The organism is Corynebacterium propinquum DSM 44285 (assembly GCF_000375525.1).
In the GTDB taxonomy this organism is placed as follows: Bacteria; Actinomycetota; Actinomycetes; order Mycobacteriales; family Mycobacteriaceae; genus Corynebacterium; species Corynebacterium propinquum.
On sequence record NZ_AQXC01000009.1, the window covers coordinates 33,056 to 52,213 of the forward strand.

The 19,158-nt window shown below is 57.1% G+C and carries 20 protein-coding genes and 1 tRNA gene; 11 read left to right on the forward strand and 10 right to left on the reverse strand.

Annotated elements, in window-relative coordinates; all coding sequences use genetic code 11:
* Positions 1-54: 54 nt before the first annotated feature.
* Entirely contained in the window at positions 55-603 is a 549-nt protein-coding gene (locus B142_RS0108285; protein ID WP_018121081.1) for an RNA polymerase sigma factor, read from the reverse strand.
* A 152-nt stretch (positions 604-755) separates the two neighbouring features.
* Between B142_RS0108285 and B142_RS0108290 the strand changes: the two genes are divergently transcribed.
* On the forward strand, positions 756-2,303 hold the full coding sequence (locus B142_RS0108290) for a catalase (protein WP_018121082.1): 1,548 nt from the start codon (positions 756-758) through the stop codon (positions 2,301-2,303).
* 262 nt (positions 2,304-2,565) lie between these two features.
* Entirely contained in the window at positions 2,566-4,086 is a 1,521-nt protein-coding gene (locus B142_RS12335; protein ID WP_018121083.1) for a hypothetical protein, read from the forward strand.
* A gap of 100 nt (positions 4,087-4,186) precedes the next feature.
* Here B142_RS12335 and B142_RS0108300 read toward each other — a convergent pair whose 3' ends face one another.
* Complete coding sequence (locus B142_RS0108300; RefSeq protein ID WP_018121084.1) at positions 4,187-4,486, reverse strand: hypothetical protein; 300 nt, start codon at positions 4,484-4,486, stop codon at positions 4,187-4,189.
* A 273-nt stretch (positions 4,487-4,759) separates the two neighbouring features.
* Here B142_RS0108300 and B142_RS12970 point away from each other — a divergent pair, with 273 nt between their 5' ends.
* Entirely contained in the window at positions 4,760-6,040 is a 1,281-nt protein-coding gene (locus B142_RS12970; protein ID WP_236658182.1) for a collagen-like domain-containing protein, read from the forward strand.
* A gap of 217 nt (positions 6,041-6,257) precedes the next feature.
* On the opposite strand, the gene B142_RS0108310 is transcribed toward B142_RS12970, so the two are convergent.
* Positions 6,258-6,331: transfer RNA gene (locus B142_RS0108310), tRNA-Pro, on the reverse strand.
* 123 nt (positions 6,332-6,454) lie between these two features.
* Positions 6,455-7,378 (reverse strand): metallophosphoesterase, encoded by a 924-nt coding sequence (locus tag B142_RS0108315; RefSeq protein ID WP_155860977.1) that lies wholly within the window; start codon positions 7,376-7,378, stop codon positions 6,455-6,457.
* 77 nt (positions 7,379-7,455) lie between these two features.
* Here B142_RS0108315 and B142_RS0108320 point away from each other — a divergent pair, with 77 nt between their 5' ends.
* Positions 7,456-8,019, forward strand: coding sequence for a GatB/YqeY domain-containing protein (locus B142_RS0108320; RefSeq protein WP_018121087.1), 564 nt, complete (start codon positions 7,456-7,458; stop codon positions 8,017-8,019).
* On the opposite strand, the gene B142_RS0108325 is transcribed toward B142_RS0108320, so the two are convergent.
* Positions 8,016-10,424 carry a transglycosylase domain-containing protein gene (locus B142_RS0108325; protein WP_018121088.1) on the reverse strand — a complete coding sequence of 803 codons (2,409 nt, stop codon included), beginning with the start codon at positions 10,422-10,424 and terminating at the stop codon, positions 8,016-8,018. The two genes, B142_RS0108320 and B142_RS0108325, sit on opposite strands and share 4 nt — an antisense overlap.
* A 137-nt stretch (positions 10,425-10,561) precedes the next feature.
* Here B142_RS0108325 and B142_RS0108330 point away from each other — a divergent pair, with 137 nt between their 5' ends.
* The 4 genes from B142_RS0108330 to B142_RS0108345 all read left to right on the forward strand — a co-directional run bounded on the left by B142_RS0108330 (position 10,562) and on the right by B142_RS0108345 (position 12,503).
* Positions 10,562-10,930 carry a WhiB family transcriptional regulator gene (locus tag B142_RS0108330; RefSeq protein WP_375544302.1) on the forward strand — a complete coding sequence of 123 codons (369 nt, stop codon included), beginning with the start codon at positions 10,562-10,564 and terminating at the stop codon, positions 10,928-10,930.
* An 89-nt stretch (positions 10,931-11,019) separates the two neighbouring features.
* On the forward strand, positions 11,020-11,175 hold the full coding sequence (gene sp36 / locus B142_RS13660; RefSeq protein WP_018121090.1) for a Sp36 family protein: 156 nt from the start codon (positions 11,020-11,022) through the stop codon (positions 11,173-11,175).
* A gap of 2 nt (positions 11,176-11,177) precedes the next feature.
* A complete protein-coding gene (locus B142_RS0108340; protein WP_018121091.1) occupies positions 11,178-11,654 on the forward strand; it encodes a RidA family protein in 477 nt (158 codons plus the stop codon).
* 3 nt (positions 11,655-11,657) lie between these two features.
* On the forward strand, positions 11,658-12,503 hold the full coding sequence (locus B142_RS0108345; protein ID WP_026167978.1) for an MBL fold metallo-hydrolase: 846 nt from the start codon (positions 11,658-11,660) through the stop codon (positions 12,501-12,503).
* A 204-nt stretch (positions 12,504-12,707) separates the two neighbouring features.
* Here B142_RS0108345 and glxR read toward each other — a convergent pair whose 3' ends face one another.
* Positions 12,708-13,391, reverse strand: coding sequence for a CRP-like cAMP-activated global transcriptional regulator GlxR (gene glxR / locus B142_RS0108350; RefSeq protein ID WP_018121093.1), 684 nt, complete (start codon positions 13,389-13,391; stop codon positions 12,708-12,710).
* A gap of 108 nt (positions 13,392-13,499) precedes the next feature.
* On the reverse strand, positions 13,500-13,622 hold the full coding sequence (locus B142_RS14195) for a hypothetical protein (RefSeq protein WP_018121094.1): 123 nt from the start codon (positions 13,620-13,622) through the stop codon (positions 13,500-13,502).
* 144 nt (positions 13,623-13,766) lie between these two features.
* Here B142_RS14195 and B142_RS0108360 point away from each other — a divergent pair, with 144 nt between their 5' ends.
* The 3 genes from B142_RS0108360 to B142_RS0108370 are packed head-to-tail and all read left to right on the forward strand — an operon-like array spanning position 13,767 to position 16,470.
* Positions 13,767-14,477 (forward strand): TlpA family protein disulfide reductase, encoded by a 711-nt coding sequence (locus B142_RS0108360; protein WP_018121095.1) that lies wholly within the window; start codon positions 13,767-13,769, stop codon positions 14,475-14,477.
* Positions 14,477-15,238 carry an NUDIX hydrolase gene (locus B142_RS0108365; RefSeq protein ID WP_018121096.1) on the forward strand — a complete coding sequence of 254 codons (762 nt, stop codon included), beginning with the start codon at positions 14,477-14,479 and terminating at the stop codon, positions 15,236-15,238. Before B142_RS0108360 ends, B142_RS0108365 begins: the two co-directional genes overlap by 1 nt.
* Positions 15,239-15,273: 35 nt before the next feature.
* A complete protein-coding gene (locus B142_RS0108370) occupies positions 15,274-16,470 on the forward strand; it encodes a MarP family serine protease (RefSeq protein ID WP_018121097.1) in 1,197 nt (398 codons plus the stop codon).
* A gap of 77 nt (positions 16,471-16,547) precedes the next feature.
* On the opposite strand, the gene B142_RS12345 is transcribed toward B142_RS0108370, so the two are convergent.
* The 3 genes from B142_RS12345 to B142_RS12350 all read right to left on the reverse strand — a co-directional run bounded on the left by B142_RS12345 (position 16,548) and on the right by B142_RS12350 (position 19,158).
* The gene (locus B142_RS12345; RefSeq protein ID WP_018121098.1) at positions 16,548-17,510 is read right to left on the reverse strand and encodes an alpha/beta fold hydrolase; all 963 of its coding nucleotides are present in this window, start codon (positions 17,508-17,510) and stop codon (positions 16,548-16,550) included.
* Between the two features lie 60 nt (positions 17,511-17,570).
* Positions 17,571-18,074, reverse strand: a complete 504-nt coding sequence (locus B142_RS0108380; protein ID WP_018121099.1) for a phage holin family protein — start codon at positions 18,072-18,074, stop codon at positions 17,571-17,573.
* An 88-nt stretch (positions 18,075-18,162) separates the two neighbouring features.
* On the reverse strand, positions 18,163-19,158 hold the full coding sequence (locus B142_RS12350; RefSeq protein WP_018121100.1) for an HAD family hydrolase: 996 nt from the start codon (positions 19,156-19,158) through the stop codon (positions 18,163-18,165).

Sequence of the window (19,158 nt, forward strand, 5' to 3'; positions counted from 1 at the left end):
GAACGCGCATCCGAAAAACTATGAACGTTCAACGGAATATAACAGTTTCTGTGATTAATTGTCGTATTCTGCGAGAATATCTTTCCGTGCCCGCGCCACGCGTGAGCGAATCGTGCCAATGCGAACGCCCGCGATTGCTGCGGCTTCTTCGTAGGAATAGCCCAACACTTGGGTAAGTACTAGCGCTTCACGACGCTCATCGGGTAGCGATGCGATCATCTGGCGGGTATCGATCCAGTCGCTCCAGGTGGAGGAATCTTCGTGGGTGGGCTCTAGATCTTCTAATTCAGAGTGTGATTTCCGGGGACGGGCACGCTCGTGGCGGATGTTATCGATCCAGACTCGGCGGGCGAGTGAGAGTAGCCACGTGCGTGCGGTTGAGCGCCCGGCGAAGCGGGGGAGTGCGCCCATGACGCGTACATAAGTGTCTTGGGTGAGGTCGTCGGCAAGCTCGGGGCCGGCCAGGTGGGCTAGAAAACGCCAGACGTCGTCATGAGTTTCTTTGATGAACGCGCTCAACGCTGCGCGATCACCACGGCCGGCTTGTAATGCCAGCTGCGTGGTGCGGGCGTCGCGGCTCGCAGGCGATGGTTGGGCGTTCACTTAGATGAGGTTACCAGCGCCGATATTTATTCCTGAGTAGAGATTTGGGGTCTGCCAGTGTGATTGCGCACTCTTATGTATTCAAGTAGACTATCAATTGACCTCATCCCCATAAGAGCGTCTAATCAATTGCTAACAGGAGTGAGCATTCCATGACTAAGAACATTGATGACAAGCTGGATCAGGGCCAGCGGGAGGACGCCCCAGGCACCACCACTCGCCAGGGTGGCCAGCCAATCGCCTCGGAAAACATTTCCATCACCGCCGGCCCACAGGGTCCCAACGTTTTGAATGACTTGCAGCTGATCGAAAAGCTGCAGTCCTTTAACCGTGAGCGCGTTCCAGAGCGCAACCCACACGCCAAGGGTCACGGTGCATTCGGTGAATTCCATGTCACCGAAGACGTGTCCGCATACACCAAGGCTGACTTGTTCCAGCCGAACAAGGTCACCCCAATGGGTATCCGTTTCTCCACCGTTGCTGGTGAGCAGGGCTCCCCTGACACCTGGCGTGACGTCCACGGATTCGCACTGCGTTTCTGGACTCAGGAAGGCAACTTCGACATCGTCGGTAACAACACCCCGACGTTCTTCCTGCGTGACGGCATCAAGTTCCCAGATTTCATTCACTCCCAGAAGCGCACCGGTGCCTCCGGCCTGCGCGACGCTGACATGCAGTGGGATTTCTGGACTCGTACCCCTGAGTCCGCACACCAGGTCACTTACCTGATGGGTGACCGTGGCACCCCGAAGACTTCCCGTCACCAGGACGGCTTCGGCTCCCACACCTTCCAGTGGGTAAACGACAAAGGCGAGGCTTTCTGGGTGAAGTACCACTTCAAGACCCAACAGGGTTGGGAGTGCTTCACTGACGAAGAAGCCGCCGAGATGGCAGGTCAAAACGCTGACTACCACCGTGAGGATCTGTTCAAGGCCATCGAAAATGGCGACTACCCACGCTGGGACGTCTACGTTCAGATCATGCCTTTCGACGAGGCTGAGAACTACAAGTTCAACCCATTCGATCTGACCAAGGTGTGGTACACCGAGGACTACCCACTGCAGAAGGTGGGCTACTTCGAGCTGAACCGCAACCCACGCAACAACTTTGCGCAGATCGAGCAGATCGCTCTGGATCCATCCAACATCGTTCCGGGTACCGGCCTGTCACCAGACCGCATGCTGCAGGCCCGCGCATTCGCTTACGCGGATCAGCACCGTTACCGCATCGGCACCAACTACCGTCACCTGCCGATCAACCAGCCAATCAACCCTGTGAACACCTATAATCACGAGGGTTCGATGCAGTACAACTTCAACGGCCCAGATCAGCCGGTCTACACGCCGAACCGCTTCGACAAGGGCGCTGGCTACCTGGATGATGGCGAGACTTCGTCGTCGAACCACACCAGCTACGGTCAGGCTTCTGACTACTACGTCAACCCAGACCCACACGGCACCGACTTGGTTCGTGCGGCATACGTCAAGCACGAGCAGGACGATGACTTCACCCAGCCACGCAAGCTGTACGAAGAAGTCATGAACGACGAAGAGAAGGACCGTCTGGCGCACAACATCACCAACGCCATGGCTGGTGTTTCCGAGGGCGTCGAGCAGCGTGTCTACGAGTACTGGGACAACGTCCACGAGGACTTGGGCGCAGCTGTACGCAAGAAGTTCGCTGAGAAGTACAAGAACTAATCTTCTCCAACTTCGCAGGCTCAGCTGCGGGCGGAGCTCATTCGCCTGCTAGCTAGCCCGCGTAACCGCTGAGGGGTCGCAACGTTTATTCGTTGCGGCCCCTTTTCGTATGCCGGATGGATGGTGGAAGCAGCTGGATAGTGGGCGGATGAACCTGGAATAAGCGCTCGGGGCGTGTGCCTGCTTGTGATTGTTGTTGTTTATGTGACTCGCCGGGGTAGCTGCCGCACGGGAAGCTGTTTCGGAACTAAAGTGCCCGGGTATGAACGATTCTTCGTCCACGGCGCACAACCAATTTCCTCCAGCACACACGGCGGCAGCGGCAGCAGGTAATAGTAGGTTTGGGGAACCACCTGCACGCGGTTCGCGTATGCGGGGGCTTGTGGCGCTGTTGGCGGTGGTATTGCCGTTGGCGGTGGGGGCGGTGATTGCTGCTATTGCCTCACTGGGCCCAGCAGATAGTTGGTCGTCGGCCGAAGAACCAACGGGAGCACCTGCGGTTGAGAATCCGGGTGTGGATACCAGCAAGTTGGTTGATGCACGTCGTGCCGCTGGACAAGCGTCGTCGCAGGCCGGAATCTTGCAAAATGCCATCGATGAGCTGATTGGTGAACTCGAAGGCGTCGGGGGAGATACACAAGAATTAGCCGGGGCCGTAGGCGAGGCCGCGGATGGAGCTGACCGTCTGCGCCAGGGGTTGGTCGAGTTGCAAGCAGGTACTGGACAACTAGGCAACGGCGCCAGCGAGCTGGCCAATGGCGTCGGCCAGGCGGTGGATCAAGTCGTTGGTTTTGGTGCAGTGCAAGGCCAACTCGTGGAGGCTGCTGACCGAGCAATTACAGAACTGCGCGGTGTTGATGCGCCTGAGGCGAAACAAGCAATTTCCGATTTAGAAAGCCTGCGCCGGCAGGTGGAGAATTTTAATTTCCAAACCGAGGTAGCTGATGACCTCCTGGCGATGAAAAAAGGCTCACGTGATCTAGCGAATCAGCTGAACGTTCCTGGTTATGGTTTCCACGACGGAGTCTACGAGCTAACTAATGGCTCGAAGAACTTGTCGGCTGGGCTGCAAGAACTTCGTGCGCGCGTCGACGAGGCGACTGCCGGTCTTGGTGAATTCGATAGCGGCGCGGAGCGCTTGGAGACGATGGCGCAGAGCAACAAACAAAAATCTGATGCGGTAAGCCGTGCAATCCCGGCGGGGCCGCGTGGCGAGGAAGGTGCTGAGGAACAGGCAGCACACGGAGTGTTGCCACCAGTGGTGGCCATGTTGGTGGCCGCACTGGTGATGTTGGCAGGTGTTGTCATGGCTGTGATGAGCCAGTTCTTTGCAGCTGCTTGGGCAGTGCAGCTCGGCGGTGGTGTATTGGCCGCTGCCAGCGGCGCGGTATTGGTTGGTCTGCTGGGTGATGGTCTCAGCGTGGCGACGGTTGCGATTGCTGCAGGCGTTTCGGCGTTAAGTGCGTGGGTTGCTGCCGGGTTCACCTGGGCTTTGATGCGGATTGCTGGGATGCGCGTGGGAATAGTGATTGCCGCTGTTGCGGGCATTGCGCAGGTCGGCGTGGTTGGCTGGGTTTGGCAGGCTGCTGCGAGTGCAGAGATTGCACAAGCATGGTCTGCGCTGGCTGGATTATTGCCGCTGCATTGGTCCACCACCGCGTTGAGCACAATTGCCAACGACGGCGAGAGTCTGGGGCTGTGGATTGCGCTCGTGGCTTTGGCCGTCAGCGCGCTGGTTGGGGTCGTTGCGGCGCCGCTGCTGAACTGGCGTCGTATGAATTAGTGGTTGCATGCGAGGTGTAAGACTTAGGGCTTGTGCGAGTGAAGGTCATTTTGCATCGCAGACCAGGTGCGCCACTTCGGGCACAGTGCTATAGCGGGGGCTATAGCGAGATTTCTTCCGGCTCACCGTAAAACTCTTCCGGAATGGAGAGTGGGGTGGGCCCTTCTTTTTTGAACGCTTCCAGCCGAGGTTTCCACTCCTTGGGTAGCGATCCGAGCTGTTCGAGCTCATTAGTTTTGCGGTTGACCATTATGGGGCCTTTGCCGGGTTCTGGGGTTGCCGGGGCGAAAAGCCACCAGGTTTCAGTTTCAGCAGCGCCGGAAAGTTTGCCGCGGCGTTGGTAAACCCATTTGGCGGCGTCGTAAAAAGTTAGTGGTTCTAGTGAGCCTGCGGAATCCATGGGGATAGTTTAGTAGCAGATAGTGATCTTAGCTACACCGGGTTTGGTTGCGTGATTTCAATAAAGCAATACACTGGGAAAGCTTTTTGCGCGCTATATAGCATGCGAAAAGTTGCATTTATGTAATGAATGTCATTATCAATTCTATTGTCTTCTGAATCGATTCAGTGTTTAGTTATTTCCGACTCTATTTCGCATTAGCAAAATAGAGTTCGTGTACCCACAGAAGTGGTGTTGCACTCGGCTTTTGAAGAGAAACCCGGAGACCACATCGTGGCTAGAAAGAAGTCAGTTGGCGTAACTGCATGCGCAGTTTTCGCACTGAGTCTGGGGCTGCTGACCCCAATCAATACTGCACATGCGCAGGAAAATGTAGAGCCCACCGCGAACAGCGAAACGCAACTCTGCCCAGTTGTGGATTTTGCGGTCAAATCAAGCGCATTCTCTTGGCAAATCGGAACTGACCAACAAACGTATTTTGAAAATGCTAGCCAAGGGATTGGTCGTGATGAGCAAGGCAAACCAGTAAGCGTTGGATTCCGTAGCGATAAAGATCAATCACTGGTGACTGTGGATGGTCAGAACCGCATCATGCGAGCTACGATCGTTGGGAGTGGTCAAATTAAGATTGGCGATGAAACAATTGCTACCCCTGTGCTGACGGTAACCCCTGATAAAAAGGTTTCTGTGAACGCGAGCTACAACGGTTCCTCGCAGACGATAGCTAAAGGCATTTTGACGAAGGAAGAAGCTGAGATTCGTCCGGTGCTCGATAGTCACACCGTGTTGTTTAGGGGGCAAGTAGATAAGCTTGAGTTTTTGAGTAATATTTCCGCTGAAGTGAAAGCAGCTTTGTCCGGAACGCTCACGGTTTATGGTGAACTTGCGCCAATCCGCAAAGAAAATTGCACCGAACAAGAAAAGAATGGCGTACAAGGGCCTCGCGGCCCTATTGGCCCGCAAGGTGATCGCGGTCCCGCCGGTCCAGCAGGCCCTCCAGGTACCCCGGGTAAAGATGGAGAGACCGGCCCACAAGGCGAGCCAGGAGCGCAGGGGCCCCAAGGAGAGCCTGGGCAGCGCGGACCGACAGGCCCTCCAGGTGAAGACCTGAAGATTAAACAACAGACTGATGACGGTAAAGGCAATATCGTCGTCGAGTTCACCAACGGTCAAAAAATTGTCATTCCGAAGGGCAAAGATGGCGCCGCTGGAAAGGACGGCGCTGCCGGAAAAGACGGTGCACAGGGACAAGATGGTAAAGACGCCAAGCCATTGACCATCGTTGGCCAGGAGATCAAAGACGGCAAAGTCCTCGTTAAATTCTCTGATGGCAGTACCGTAGAAATCCCATTGCCGAAAGACGGCAAAGACGGCAAGCCAGGCCCGCAAGGTCCAAAGGGTGAGCAGGGTGAAGTACCGTCGTCAAGCGTCGGGGGTATCTTCGGCTCCATCATGAAGACGTTGGCAACTTTGTTCACCGGACCAACGTTGCTGGGTGGCTTCTTTAGCAAAATTATGGATCTGCTAAAAACCCTCAGCGGTATGCAGATCTAAACCGGTTTGCCCCCGCTAGTAAAACACGGGGAAGTGCGCGCCTCAAGGACATAGCCGGAAGCAGTTCGGTCACCAGACGCACCCGCGGCCGCAGCCTGCCCTCAACACGGGCTGGGTGCGGCCGTTGGCATTTAACCCTTAACCCGCGTTCGCGTCGGGCATCACCCGCGCATAGCGAAAAGCCCGGGAAGGAAAATCTTCCCAGGCTTTCTTATTGTCGGGGCGACAGGATTTGAACCTGCGACCCTCTGCTCCCAAAGCAGATGCGCTACCAAGCTGCGCTACGCCCCGCCATCGCGATGAAGTATTAATTTCTGCGACTTGGATATCTTATTATAGCGCGCATAAAGAACACAAATCGGGCTACAAAAGGCTAAGAAACCGCAGCGTACGCAAGGAAAACGTCGACAAGCGTTACGTGTCTTTTTCGGTAATGCGTAATAGTGTTGCTGATGGTCGGCAGAACAATCGCACCGGAGCATACTTCGAGGTGCCCAAGCCGTTAGACACATGCATCGCCATGCCATCGAAGTCATGCAACCCCTGGACACGATCCCGATCAATGCCGCAGTTGGTCACCAGCGCCTTGGACCCTGGCAAACACACCTGCCCGCCGTGCGTATGCCCAGACAGTGACAGCTGGTAGCCGTCGGCAGCAAACCGCTGCAACACCCGCGGCTCTGGGGCATGCAACAGAGCCAGCGCCAGATCCGCATCCGGGTTGGGCGCGCCGGCGATCTCGTCGTAGTCATCGAAGTCATGGTGCGGATCATCCACGCCGGCGACCGCCAAACGTACATTACCGACCCGGAACTCGTGCCGTCGCTGATTCGCATCAAGCCAGCCGCGCTCGATAAACGCCGCACGCATATCGCGCCACGGCAAATCCACATACGAAGGCGTGCGCTTTTTACCCGTCAGGTACCGGAATGGGTTGACCGGCTGCGGGGCCCAGTAATCATTCGTGCCCCACACGAACAACCCCGGGTTGTTGAGAAGCGGATCCAGGGCGCGGAGAACATCGGGAACCGCGTGCTCGTCGGAAAGGTTATCGCCGGTGTTGACCACCAAGTCCGGCTGCAGCCGGGCCAGATCGCGCACCCAGGCGATCTTCGTGGATTGACCGGGAATCATGTGCAGATCTGAGACATGCAGAATCCGGAATTCAGGCTGCCCATGGGCACTGCGTTTTTTGCCCAGAGTGCCTTGAGGTAGCAGAGGCAGCGTGTGCTCTTTGAGCTCGAAGCGGTTGAGCTCTGAGACCGCCCAGGCCAGCGTTCCAGCGCCGACCCCAATGGCGGCAGCGGTAGTGGTGGTCAGTGCAGTTTTCCACGTAATAGTCACTCCCCCTAGTCTAGTCAGACTCGGGTGGCGAGCTCATTGCCAAGCCCGACAAGGCGAGTATGTTTGAGCCTATGACTAACAACACTGCTGACAACACCGCTGACAACACCGCTGAAAACACCGCTAACAACACTGCTGAAAACACTGCACAGGCTCGTGACCCGCAGGGGTCGCTGAAAGAGCGCATCCGTCAGGACCTGACCACGGCCATGAAGGCGAAGGATAAATCAACGACGTCCGCATTGCGCATGTTGTTGGCTGCTATCCAGGCGGAAGAAACCTCCACAGGCACCCGCACGGAGCTCACCGATGATGATGTGCTGAAGGTCATTGCCCGTGAGATCAAAAAGCGCCGTGAATCCGCCGGGATCTACCGCGACAATGGCCGCGACGAGCTTGCCGAGGCCGAGGAAGCCGAGGTGGCAGTGTTCGAAAACTATCAGCCACGTCAGCTCAGCGACGACGAATTAGGCGAGCTTGTCGACGGCGTCATCTCCGAGGTTGCCGCCGATGCGGGGGAGGAGCTGTCCATGAAGCACATGGGCCAGGTGATGAAGGCCGCGAACGCGAAAGCCTCCGGACGCGCAGATGGTAAGCGCATCTCGGAGGCAGTGAAAGCTCGCTTGCAGGGCTAGAAGTTAAACAAGTTTCGCAATTCCTCGGCGGCGTTTTCTAGTTCCTGTTCAATATCGATGCCGGGTGCTGGTGGCGCCTGGTTGCCGCCGGGTGCTCCGCCACCGGTGCTATTCGTGCCGGATTGTTCGCTTGCCGACGGCGCGCGGCGGGTGGAACCGTCGGAGATGCGCAGAACAACCACGCTATTTGCGGGCCCGGTGAAATCCGCGCTGACCACACGGCCAGCGGGCATGCCGTTGCCGGCGACTCGTTCCGTACGCACTTCTAAACCGGACTCGGCCAAACGATTCCGTGCATCAGATTCACGCAATCCACGCACTTCGTCGAGCTTGGCGGCGTCGAGCCCTTGGTTAAAAGCCGGGTCAAAATTAGCGCTAACGCCGCCGTTTAATGCCGGTGGCAAATTATTCGCCATGTTATAGAACGAGCGCGCTGGTTCGGTACCGCCAAACAGATTGCCGTTTCCGCACTGGCGCACTGGGCTGGTGCACAGCGACATCGTGGTGGTGCTGTCGTTGAAGATATACGGAGCGGCCGCGATGCCGGAGTTGAATGCCAAGAAGGCAGCCGAGAAGTTTTCATTGGTGGTACCAGTTTTTGCGGCCATGGTGCCCGGGAAGCCTTCGGCAGCGCGCGCGTTGGCCGCGGTACCGGAGATTTCATCCTCGGTCATTGCTTGCGACAATGCGGTTGCGGCGTTGGAGTCCATGACGTTTTCGCATGGTGTCCGTTCCAGGTACACCTCTTGGCCGTTGCGGTCATAGATCGCATCAATCGGGTTGGGTTCGCACCAGTTACCGCCCGAGGCCAGGGAGGCGCCGACGTTGGACAATTCCAGCGCATTAACTGGGGTGGAACCGAGCACGTAGGAGCCCAAGTTGGCATCTTTTTGGAATTGCGCGATGGAACGTTCACCATCATGGGTGCCTTCTTCGGCGTAGCTGCGCAGCCCCAAATCAACCGACAGGTCCACCACCGCTGGAACTCCCACGCGTTCCATGAGCTGGACAAATGGCGTGTTCGGGGAATGAGCTAAGGCGTCCCGCAGCGTCATCGACTCGGCAAATTCACCGAAGTTTTCCACACAGTAGCGGTTGGCCGGGCAGTTCGGTGCACCGCCATGGCCTAAGCCTTCGGCTTCGTAGCGGCGCGGCACGCTCATGTATTGCTCAATGCCCATGCCGTCTTCAATTGCTGCGGCAGCGGCAAAGACCTTAAAGACGGAACCAGCGCCGTGGCCGACTAGTGAATACGGCTGCGGCAGAATGGTTTCGCCCGCTTCTTGGTCTAAGCCGTAATTGCGTGACGACGTCATCGCCAGGATGCGGCGCGAATCCGGGCTTGGTTCTAGTACGTTCATGACCTCGGCGACGCCGTCGGCATGCGGGTCAGTGTAGGTTGAGACCGCGCGGCGTGCTTCGTATTGCACGCCCGGATCCAGGGTGGTGTGGATGTCGTATTTCCCGGCCAGTAGCTCTTCGGTGCTGATGCCGCGGTCTTCCAAGTATCGCAAGGCAAAGTCACAGAAGAAACCGGCATCACCCGCACCGATGCAGCCATTGGACAGGGTGTCGGGAGATTCCATCACACCAAGTGGTTCAGTTTTAAAGCCGTCGGCAGCTGCCTGCTCCAAATATCCGTGATCGACCATGGCCTGCAGCACGGTGTTGCGCCGATCGGTGGCACCATCCGGGTTGGTATACGGGTTCAGGTATTCCGAAGACTGCACCATTCCCGCGAGCATCGCCGCCTGCGGAACGGACAGTTCTGCCGCCGAGATACCGAAATACGTGCGCGCGGCAGCCTCAATACCGTAGGCGTGGTTACCAAAGGGCACCAGGTTTAAATAGCCAGCCAGGATGTCTTCTTTGCTCAGACGGTCATCCAAATCGGCAGCAACGCGGATCTCGCGCAGCTTACGCGCAATCGTTTGTTCAATGGCTTCTTGGCGCTCTTCGTCGGTGTCGGCGTCGACAAGCAAAGCCCAGTTCTTGGCGTATTGCTGGTGGATCGTCGACGCACCCTGCTGCACACCGCCAGCGGCAATATTGGTGGCTAAGGCGCGCAGGTAGCCCTGGAAATCAACGCCCTCGTGCTCATAGAAGCGGTTGTCCTCGATCGCGACGATGGCGTCTTTCATTGCCTGCGAGATTTCCTCCGGCGGAACCTCATGACGACGCTGGCTGAAGAAATTCGCCAACACATTGCCCTCACTGTCATACATTGTGGACACACCTGGTGCGCCACCTTCTTGAATATCAGTGAGGTCAGATTCCATCGCCTGCTCCGCGCGCGCTGCACTTGCCCCGGTAATGCCGACAACCGGCGCGATGGCCGCGGCGATAACCGCGGACACACCGAGTGTTGCCAGCATTATGGTGATCATCGATTTGGAATAAGACACGATAGATACTTTACGCAGTAAAGGTGTGTGGCAAAAGCACTCACTCCCCCTGGAAGTGTGACACATTCGACAAGAACTGTGTTGCGCCCTAAACTATCCGGAACATCTCAGCGGAAACTACACCCTCGCTGTCAACCTTGAGGAGTCACTTCATGCCTGCCACGCCTGGCAACCCCCAACGCAACTCGAGCTACCGCGGAGCCTACGGCCGGAAAACGGCAAAGATCTCTGCGGCAACTGTGGAGCGTGGTGAATGGGTAGCTCAGGCCAAGTGTCGCAACGGCGACCCGGACGCATTATTTGTGCGTGGAGCAGAGCAACGCAAAGCCGCCATGATCTGCCGACACTGCCCGGTGGTCATCGAATGCTGCGCAGACGCGCTGGATAATGAGGTGGAATTTGGTGTCTGGGGCGGGCTCACCGAGCGCCAGCGTCGGGCTATCTTGCGTAAGAACCCGCACGTGACGGATTGGGCCAGCTACCTTTCTAATGGTGGCGAGATTTAGGACCAACTATGCAGCTGTGGCGCGTTGGTGCTGAGCTCTCGGCGCTGAGCTCTAGTCGTCGGCACGGAGCAGACGGTAGAATTAAGCCCATGAAGAAATGGGAATACGCAACCGCACCTGTCCTTGTCCACGCTACCCAGCAGATCCTCAATACCTGGGGTGAAGACGGCTGGGAGCTGGTAACCATCATCCCTGGCCCGAACCCAGAAAACCTGGTTGCCTACTTCAAACGCGAGTTGGTCTAAGCATGGCTGCCAACATCAAAGATCGCTTGGCAGAACTCGGCATTACGTTGCCGGAGGTGGCTAAGCCACTGGCGGCTTATGTGCCAGCGAAGCGAGTGGGCAACCAGGTGTGGACGTCTGGCCAATTGCCGCTTGTCGACGGCCAGCTGCCGATAACCGGGCTGGTTGGCGATGAGGTCTCAGCAGAAGAAGCTTATTCGGCTGCGCGCACCTGCGCATTGAATGCTTTGGCCGCAGTGGATGCCGAAGTTGGTCTGGACAATGTCGCCAGCATCTCCAAACTCGTTGGTTTTGTTGCGAGCGCGCCGGGCTTTTACGAGCAGCCGGGTGTCGTCAATGGTGCTTCCGAGCTGGTTGGCGAGATTTTTGGTGATCAAGGCGTACACGTCCGTTCTGCCGTCGGGGTAGCGGCGCTGCCGAAAAACGCGCCGGTCGAAGTAGAAATGGTCGTCGAACTGCGGAGTTCTAGTACGGTATAAGGCATGAAGCATCCTGCTTATAGTCAGCTTCGCCCCGTGACTCCATCGGTGGGAGTGGTCTTGTGTGCCAACCCCAGCTATGCGGCACTGGAAGGCACAAATACTTGGATCATTCGGGCAGGGGAGGATGATCGTGCGATCGTCGTTGATCCCGGCCCGGAAGATGAAGGCCATCTCAATGTCGTTCGTGGGCAAGCCCGCGAGGTGGGGCTGACGCTACTGACCCATCGTCATCATGATCACGCAGATAGCGCCGAACGGTTCCGGCAGTTAACCAACGCGCCAGTAAGGGCTTTTGATCCTGGCTACTGCGTGGATGGCGCAGCTTTGCAGGATGGCGAAGTCATTTCGATCGAAGGGGTCACCCCACAGGTGGAAGTAGTGTACACACCAGGGCATACCTCGGATTGTGTGTGCTTTTTTGTGTGGTCTTCCACCCCGCATGAATCCCAACTTGAGGGCATCATCACCGGAGATACGATCGCCGGGCGCCACACCACCATGATTTCCGAAACCGACGGTGACCTTGGACAATACTTGACGACGTTGCGGATGCTGCAAGAACGCGGCCAGGGAGTGGCTTTGCTGCCGGGGCACGGACCAGACCAAGATAACGTTGCGGAATGGGCCGAAAAATACCTGGAGCGTCGGCAATACCGCCTGGAACAGATTCGGGAAATTCGCGCTGAGCGCGGAGATGACGTCGACCTGCAGACGCTGATCGATGCGATGTATCAAGATGTTGACCCGGTATTGCGCCACGCTGCTGAACAGTCGACTCGGGTGGCACTGCGCTATCTCGACGGGAGACAGCAAGAAAGCCCGGCGAAAACCGGGCAAAGCTCATAACTTAGCCGTTTATCGCTCGGGCTTGGTTTGTGTCGGAATGGGTTTGGCGTGGATCCTTAACCGCATAGCCGTGGGTTGTGCGGCGCGAGCAATGACGCTGCGCCTGCAACAAACGCCGGTGGCCACCTGGCAGGGTCAGTATCAAGTGGCAGTGATCCAGGCGTGCCACATGCAATGGCAGAACGCCGAATGCTGAATGTGTTTTTATCGAGCGCGGCGTGCCAAGTGCTCGGTGTCCACGATCAGTACGGACTTGCCCTCAAGGCGAATCCAGCCACGGTGTGCGAACGTCGCCAACGCCTTGTTGACGGTCTCACGCGAAGCACCAACTAATTGGGCGATTTCTTCCTGGGTCAGGTCATGGTTGACGCGCAGTGCGCCGCCTTCTTGTACACCGAAACGGTTTGCCAACTGCAGCAGTGTCTTGGCCACGCGGCCTGGCACGTCGGTGAAGATCAGATCTGCCAAGGAAGCGTTGGTACGGCGTAGACGACGGGCCAGAACACGCAACAATTGTTGTGCAATCAATGGGTGATCGGATACCCATTTTTGCAGCATTTCGGAGTTCATCGTGGCCGCGCGTACTTCGGTGACGCAAATCGCGGACGAGGTGCGTGGGCCCGGGTCAAAAATGGAGAGTTCGCCGAACATGTCGGACGGGCCCATGACCGTCAAGAGGTTTTCACGGCCGTCTGGAGCGTGGCGGGCGAGTTTAATCTTTCCGGCAGTAATGATGTACAGGCGATCACCTGGTTCGCCCTCTTCGAAGATGGTGGTACCGCGTGGGTATTTCACGGTCTCCATTTGCTCGATGAGGTTGTCGACTGCTTCCGGGTCTACGCCCTGGAAAATCCCTGCACGCGAAAGGATCTCGTGTACGTCTTCCACTTTTGTCTCCTTGGACTAGGCTCGTTGTAGCTGTGATTGCTGTTGTAATATACCCCACTGTAGTGGGGACGCTGCTCTGATGGGCGAAAATCCGAAGATCGATTATATTTACGCTTCCGCCTTGCCGCCAGGATTCTCGGTGGTGCTGGCCAAAGCGTTTGCTTCGAGCTTTTCCATCCCCATGGCAAAGACCGCAAGTGCGATCGGGACAATAACGGTAAGAGCAATCATGCCTCCATCATAATAAATATACTGTGTACCAATTCTGTGTGGTCTGAGAATTTGCTTGGGCTAACCCGTGGTTTCACCGTGGTCTTGGCGTGTGCGCATTACGTAAGCAGGCTGTATTAATCGACTGTATTATTCTGGATTTTGATGAATAAACAGACTGCCTTAGCCCTTATTAGCGTCATCGCACTGGTTCTTTCCGTAGCGGTGGGCTTCGGGGCGTACACGTTGTTGAGTGGCAATTCGGATGGCTCGGCTGCGGATGCTGCAGATGCCGGCGATGGCGGTCGGGCCCATCAATCCGGGAACGAAGCCGCCGGTGCAGGCAGTGATGCGGATAGTGCGAGCGGCGCACTCGACCTGGCGGGCATCGAGCGCCCAGCATGCCCAAGCCCAGCAATCCCGGGGGTGGGCTTGGAACTACCGTGCCTTTCGGAACACGAGCCTGCGTCGGTATCGGGCGTCGGCAAGAGCACTGAACAAGGCAGCACCGACCACGACGGCGCGAATATCGCAGAGGACGACGCGGTCACCATCGTGAATATGTGGGCCTGGTGGTGCCAGCCGTGCCGCGAAGAAATCCCGTATTTGGAGGAAGTACAAAAACAGCACCCCGAATGGCAGATTGTGGGGGTTCACGCAGATCAGAACGCCAAAAATGGTGCGGGTATGCTGGACGAGATGGGTGTGGATTTCGTGAGCTACCAAGATTCACACAATAAATTCGCCACGGAACTAGGATTGCCGGGAGTGATTCCCATTACCATTGTGTACGTGGGTGACACCCAAAAGAAAGTTTTTGCGCAACCGTTCCGCTCCGCAGATGAGATTATCGAAAGCATAGAAGGTGTTGTCTAGTGATCGCGAATGCCGACAGCCCTGGTCATAACATCACAGTGCAACCGGAACTCGCACCGCAGTGGTTGCAGAAACTCGCCAGCCTGCAAGAAGATAGCCTGCAGAATTTTTTACCGAATCGCCGTCCGGAAGAATTCAACCTCCCGGAACCGAAGGCCACCAAACACGCTGCGGTGCTGGTGCTTTTTGGCGGTGGGGCGTCACCTGCCGACGGCGGGGCTGCGTCTGCTGCTGTACCAGCTGATGCCTCCGTGTTGTTGACACACCGGCACCCAGGCATGCGCAGTCACTCTGGGCAGATTGCTTTTCCCGGTGGCCGCATCGATGCCACGGATAGGTCACCGGTGGATACCGCATTGCGGGAAGCCTGGGAAGAAACCGGGCTGAACCGAAATAATGTCACCCCGTTGAAGCAATTTCGCGACCTGGCCATTCCCGTGACCGGAAACCAGGTGCACCCGGTCTTGAGCTATTGGGATACGCCCTCGTCGGTGGATGTCACCAGCCCGGATGAGGCGGATGACGTCTTTACTGTCGCTGTCTCGGATCTGTTGGCTCCAGAAAACCGTTTCGCCATTAAACATGGGTCGTGGACCGGCCCGGCGTTTTCTGTGCGCGACTACGTTGTCTGGGGTTTTACCGCCGGATTGCTCAATGCGATTTTTCACCTATCTGGTTGGGAGCGGGAATGGGACCGCGAGAAAGTTTTTGACTTACGCGAAAGCCTGCAGAAATCACGTAACAATGAGGCGCTGCGCTAGAGCCTGCTAGCGCTGGAAGCGAGTAGAATTTTCCCGTGACAGAATCAATTTTCGTTGATCTCATCCTCATTTTGGTCATTCTGACCAGCATTGGGATCGGCTGGCGACAAGGTGCGATCGCATCCATCCTGTCTTTTATTGGTGTGATCTCCGGTTTGATCATCGGTGGTGCAATCGCGCCACTGTTGATGGGGTTGACCGAAAACACGCTGGCCCGTTTCGTGCTCGCGATCGGAAGTTTGCTCATCAGTGCTGCAATTGGGCACCTGGTGGGAGTTTCTCTCGGGCTCAAAATACGGGAAAGCTTACGCCTGAAATCAGTGCAGACAGTAGATTCTGCGATTGGTTCTGTTGCCCAAGCCGTGGCGGTATCAATTCTGATCTGGCTGGTGTCTATCCCGTTGGTCACAGGTACCACGGGTGCGTTTAGTCAGATGCTGCGCAGCTCCGCGGTGTTGTCGACGATGAACTCGTTGGTTCCTGATCGAGCCGAACGTCTTCCAGCGCAGATCTCTGCGATGCTCAACGAATCCGGGTTGCCGCCGATAGTCTCCCCGTTTGAACGGCACCAGGAAAACCACCAGGTCGAAGCCCCACGCATCAACGTGGATAACGAACAAATGGTGCACGATGCCCGCCCGTCGGTGATCCACGTGATGGGAGAATCTGACCAGTGCCGCAGGCGGCTGATGGGCACCGGTTTTGTGGCGCAAGAAGACTATATTCTCACCAATGCCCATGTGGTTGCCGGTACCCACAGCGTGCGCGCCGATACCGTGGTGGGCGTGCGTGAAGCCGAAGTTGTTTACTATAACCCGGATATAGATATCGCGGTGCTGCATGTTCCGAATCTCGGACTACCAGCGTTGCCGTGGGCGGAGCAGCCGGCGCTGAGTGGTGACGACGCCGTTGTCATGGGCTTTCCGCAGTCTGGGCCGTTTGATGCCTCGCCTGCGCGGGTGCGCGATCAGATCCGCATTTCCGGGCCCGATATTTATGCCCAAGGCAGGGTAGAGCGTGAAGTTTATACCCTGCGCGGCAATATCCGGCAGGGTAATTCCGGTGGTCCGGTCACAACTGCCGACGGTCGCGTGATTGGTATGGTCTTCGGTGCCGCGGTGGATAACTCAGACACCGGGTATGCATTAACTGCTGATGAGGTGCGCCAGCAAGTCGGTGCGCTTGGTGCGTTGACCGCCCCGGTAGACACCGGAGCTTGCGTCGCACAGTAATTTTCGTGCGTGCCAGTACCCACAGGTTAGCGCTGTTTTAGCGCTAGTTTGCCCAGATTAATGCTGATTAGCGTTGGTTAGTGCTGATTAGTGCCAGAGACGCTGGTCAGCTCGGCGGTTGTCCATTCGCGTATCTGTTGGACCACCGTGCGCACGAAAGCCTGTGGGCGTTCCACGTGTGGCATATTCTTCGCGCCCTGCATGGTCAGCGATTTCCAGGGGGCGCGCATACGACGAGCACTTCGTACGGTGAGCTGTTTCCACAAACTCTGGTCTGCGTGAATCATCGTCACCGGAACAGATACCGGCCGGTCCAGCCAGCTCCCGGGGGCGAAGCTTAATAGCTGGCGATTGTGCTGTAGCGCGACAGCACGGGTCCGTCCAATTTTGGACGCTTGAATGCGCAGGGCAAGTTCGTCGGCAAAAGCCTGGGAAGCACTAAAATCTGCCGTGGTCTCGCTGTGTAAATTGCGCCGGTAAAGCCATTCGAAGCGCCGCGGGAACGGAAGATAGACAAACGATGGCAGCCGCATGATGGCGGCGCGGAGTAAGATCCACAGGAAATTCCAGGGGTGGCTTTGTACAGTTTTGCGCAGATCCACAGGGTGCGCGCTGGCGACTGCGATGAACCCGCGGACTCGTTCCGGGGATTTGCTGGCGAGCGCCCAGCCAAGTGCGCCGCCGATGTCGTAGCCAATAAGATAAGCCGATTCGTAGCCGAGCGCAGAAATTAGCCCGGAAATTTGGCCGGAATCGCTACGGATATCTTGCCCCGCGGAAACCGGCGGATGATCCGACATGCCGTAGCCGCGCAGGTCGACTGCGACGACGCGGAAACCGGCGTCGGCAAGCTCTGCGATGATGTGGCGGTATTCAAACCAACCACTAAAGGCCCCGTGCAACAGCACGATCAGCGGGTCGCTACTGGAACCGGCGCTGACGGTGTGCAAACGGAGGCCGTGGGTATGAACGTGTCCGTGCTGGAACGGGCCATCCAACTCGACGATGGATGGTGAAAGCTTAGCGGAACGTTTGGGCATGCACACACTGTACCCCAGGCACTCCGGCCTGGGGTGGTGGCATAGCTGGGGAGGGGACGATTAGGTGTACATTCCCGATGGGCCCTCCAGCGACTTGCTGGCAGAACCTGGGCGGAGCTTCTTCAGCTCACCCACAGATTCAATAGTGGCTTTCGGTGCTTGAATCTTCTTTACCTTCTTTACTCCAACCAATGCGACGACTGCGGCGATGACCAGCATCACGAGGAAGACGATGAGGAATGCAGCCCAGCGCTGCAGCCACAGGTGGGCCAAGAGTTCGGCCAGGAAGAAGAACAGGAAGAACGAGCTGTACAAAGCAACGGTGCCGGCTACGGCAAACATTCCGCCGCCGATAGCGCCCTTTTTCGCCTCGCCTGCCAGCTCAGTTTTGGCAAGTTCAATCTCTGCGCGTACCAGGCTAGAGATCTGCGTGGTGGCATTAGAAACTAAATCGCCGATGGAGGTCTCGCCTGGTTTGGCGGTATCAGCATCGCTTAAGGGGATGGAATCTACCTTTGGGTTAAAATCGTCGGCGCCATCGGTGAAAAGTCCTTGCTTGCTCACGCTATACCTTCCCTTGCTTTTCGCAGAATATTCGCAGAAATCGAGTCTTGTGTATTAATTGTACGTCCTTGCCGTTCGCCCGTGGAGTTTAGGCGCTGGACTTTTTGAACCAGCTATCCAAAAACTTCCAGTCTAGCCCCTTGGGCATGGGGATTGCGGGCGCGCGTGTCGACGATACTGCTGCTGGTTTCGCTGTTTTCGCCGGTTTATCCTGGGCATAGAATTTAGTCAGCAACGTTCCTGCGGTTACCAGTGCGACGATTCCCGCGAGTAGCCCTGCGCCGATTCCGATTTCCTTCGCGCCGGGCAGCTGGAAAAGTGGCGCGGGATCTTTGAAGCTGCGGATTTCCCAGCTCCGTTCCAATGCGATCTTTTTTAGTGCGCGATCCGGGTTGACCGCGACTGGATAGCCGACGAGTTCCAGCATCGGAGCGTCAGTCGCAGAGTCCGAGTAGGCATAACTGTGCTTGAGGTCGTAGCCGCGTTCGTCGACAAGCGCGGTGATGGCGTCGGCCTTGGCGCCGCCTTTGCAATAGAACTCGACGGTTCCGGTGAACGCGCCGTCGATAATCTCCAGTTCGGTGCTGATGACCTCCGTGATGCCGAATTCTTCGGCGATTGGTTCGACGAGCTGGCGTGCCGAGGCTGAGATGATGATGACTTCGTGGCCAGCGTCCTGGTGCGCCTGGATCAGTTCCCGGGCCTCGCTATAGATCGCTGGGGTGAGCACGGTATGCATGGTCTCGTGCACGATGTCGCGCACGTGTTTTTCAGACCAGCCGGTGATCATGGAGGTGAGCTGGTCTCGGGTGGAATCCATCTGGGCGCTGGATTGACCAGCAAACATATAGCTGGCTTTGGCCAGAGACAGACTCAGCGCGTCCTGCGGGGTGATAAGCCCGTTGTGGAGGAATTCGCGCCCGTAGGCGAAAGCCGATGAGGTGGCGATGATGGTTTTGTCCAGGTCAAAAAACGCTGCCACCTGCCCGCGTTGTGGTTGTGGATGTGGGTGCGGGTGTGGGCGCGAGTGCGAGGATGCCTGTTGTTGCTGGGACTGGTCGGCGGTGCTGTGGGGATCATGCAT